4 protein-coding genes are annotated in these 2,323 nt (G+C 67.8%); 1 reads left to right on the plus strand and 3 read right to left on the minus strand.

Annotated features, from left to right (window positions below):
* Positions 1–101 precede the first annotated feature (101 nt).
* Positions 102–446, plus strand: a complete 345-nt coding sequence (gene cutA, locus B0I32_RS56140) for a divalent-cation tolerance protein CutA (RefSeq protein ID WP_106253683.1) — start codon at positions 102–104, stop codon at positions 444–446.
* Here the strand turns inward: cutA and B0I32_RS60795 are convergent.
* The 3 genes from B0I32_RS60795 to B0I32_RS56150 form a co-directional block, all read right to left on the minus strand.
* Positions 412–1,050: an NsdA family TPR-like regulatory protein gene (locus B0I32_RS60795; protein WP_483870151.1), complete on the minus strand. Its 639-nt coding sequence runs from the start codon at positions 1,048–1,050 to the stop codon at positions 412–414. The genes cutA and B0I32_RS60795 overlap by 35 nt on opposite strands.
* The gene (locus B0I32_RS60800) at positions 962–1,408 is read right to left on the minus strand and encodes a hypothetical protein (protein ID WP_245956740.1); all 447 of its coding nucleotides are present in this window, start codon (positions 1,406–1,408) and stop codon (positions 962–964) included. Before B0I32_RS60800 ends, B0I32_RS60795 begins: the two co-directional genes overlap by 89 nt.
* Positions 1,409–1,687: 279 nt before the next feature.
* The coding region (locus tag B0I32_RS56150; protein WP_181308981.1) for a transposase at positions 1,688–2,323 on the minus strand (636 nt) is incomplete at its 5' end.

The raw sequence follows: 2,323 nt of genomic DNA on the forward strand, positions 1-2,323 counted from the left end.
TCAAGTCCCAGGCGCATACTAAGAAGCGAAAGACCGGCTAGGAGTGTCAAGCATCATCCGATGCCAAAGCGTCAAGCATCAAGTGAGACCAGACAGTTGGCATGATCCAAAACACTTCGGATTGCATCGAGGTCCGCGTCACTGCCAGCAGCCGTGATGAGGCCGATCGGATTTGTTCGGCAGTGGTGGAGCGTCGGCTGGCCGCGGGGGCTCAGATCGTTGCGCCGATCGAGTCGACCTACTGGTGGGCCGGGGAGGTCCAGCGCTCTGGCGAGTGGTTATTGCTGATGACGACCACCATGGAGCGATTCGAGGACTTGGCCCGGTGTGTGCGGGAGCTGCACTCCTACGAGGTGCCGCAGATCATCGCCAGTGCACTCGTAGCCGGCACTGCTGACTACCTTGAGTGGATCAGGCGGGAGACGGCCCCGCCTTCCGGCGGGTAGCGGCGATGTCGCCGAGCAGCTCGCGGACTGCCTGGTCGGTGTGCGGTGCCAGGGCCTTCTCCACGGTGGCGAGGTGTTCGATCCCCCAGGTGGATTCACTGCGCTGGGCGGACTCCAGGGCACGGCGAGCGTAGGTGATTCCTTCGGCAATGTCGCCGATCTGGAGTTGAGCCTGGGCGATGTCGGCGTAGACGATCGCGGCCTTCTTGTGGTCGCTCTCCTGAGCAACGGCCGACAGGGCGGTCTGGCCGGCTTCGATGACGTGGTGCTCATCGCCGAGTCGCACGTAGGTGGAGAGCTGAAAGGCGGCCATCCGGCCGGGGTCCAGGAAGCGGGTCCAGGCGCGTTCGCGGTGGGGGCGGGCTCGGCCGTATGCCTCTTCGGCCTGGTGCATCACCTCGATGGCGCGGCGGTCACCGAGGGCGGCGAGTTCTTCGGCTTCGCGACTGAGCAGCCAGGCGCGGGTGGCGTCGTCTCCCTGGGCGGGGAGGAACTGCTGGGCCTGGCGTACGGCCTCATAGGCAGCTCGCCCTTCGACGGCGTACGACTTGTAGGCGTGGGTGCACGCCTGGATGATCTGGTTCCCACTCTCTTTGGCGGCCAGGGCGGAGAGAGCGCTCGAACGAGGCGGACTGTCCGGGCTGCTTGAGGTCCCAGGCGATCCAGGAGGCGAGGGTGGCGGCTTCGCCGGCGGTGGCGGCCAGACGTCGGCGGAAGCGGTTGGAGGGGCCGCTTTGGAGCAGGGTGCTGAGTTCGTTGATGTGGGTGGTGAGCCCTTGGTAGATGGCTCGGGCCGGAAGGACGTACTCCAGGCGGTGAAAGCCGATGGTGCGTGCTTCGAGACGCTCGATGGTGTCGTCATCGAGGGCTTGGGGTCCCGTGAGGGCGCGGGAGAGGCGCTCCCAGGGGTCGCTGATGGTGGCCGCGGCTTCGGCGGTCATTCCGGCGGCGAGCAGGAGCATCGTTCGACGGTCCACGTGTGAGTCCAGCCTTCCCACGATCCAGGCCACCGTTGGAAGGTCGACGTCCCAAGGGTCGTCGAGTCGGCGCGGGCCGGTGGCTACAACGCTTTCCACGCTAGCCTCGATCTTTCGTGATCAGGGTGTGGTCGGCTGTGTAGTTCGGCTGAGGGTTGAATTGCGTGCTGTGGTCAGCGCGTCGGCCCGGCTGTCGCGCCGGGTGGGCGGGGTTCCACGGGCCCGCAGGTGTCCTTCCTGGTCGTAAAGGCGGCTGGTGGCTGGTCAGGGTGGTGCGGGCAGGGCCTGCAGGCGGTCCAGCGCGGTGGGGATGTCGCGGGCCCAGGGCCAGCGGGAGGCCAGGCGTAGCCGCACGCGTCGGCCGCCGCGGACCAGCCGTCCGGCCACGGCGAACAGGCGAAGGCGCAGGCGTTTGGGTTCGTAGCCGCGGGCGGTGGTGCCGGGCAGCGCGAGCATCTGCATCCAGGTGAGGAGTTCGCAGGCCAGGGCGACGAGTTCGCACCAGATCTGGTTTCGGGTGAAGTGGTGCAGGGGCAGGTTGGCCAGGCCGGTGTCCTTGGCGCAGCGGATGCGGTCTTCGGCGCGGGCCCTGCGGCGGTGGCGTAGTTCCAGGTCGGCGAGCTGGCCTTGTTTGGTGTCGGTGACGAAGCAGGTGACGCGGTTGCCGTCGATGTCGGTGAAGCGCAGCTGGGCGCCGGGGTGCGGGCGTTTCTTGCGGGCGATGACGCGCATGCCCTTGGGCCAGCCGGTCAGGTCGAGCAGGCCGGTCAGCTCGGCGACCCAGGCGCCGGGCCGGACCTGCCGGTCGGCGTCGTAGGCGGGCGTCCAGGCGCTCTTCGGCAGGCGGAGCACGGCCTGCTGCACCTGCTCGGTCAGGGTGAACCCGATCGAGTACGACAG

Origin of the sequence: Nonomuraea fuscirosea, from assembly GCF_003001935.1 — a bacterium.
Classification (GTDB): domain Bacteria; phylum Actinomycetota; class Actinomycetes; order Streptosporangiales; family Streptosporangiaceae; genus Nonomuraea; species Nonomuraea fuscirosea.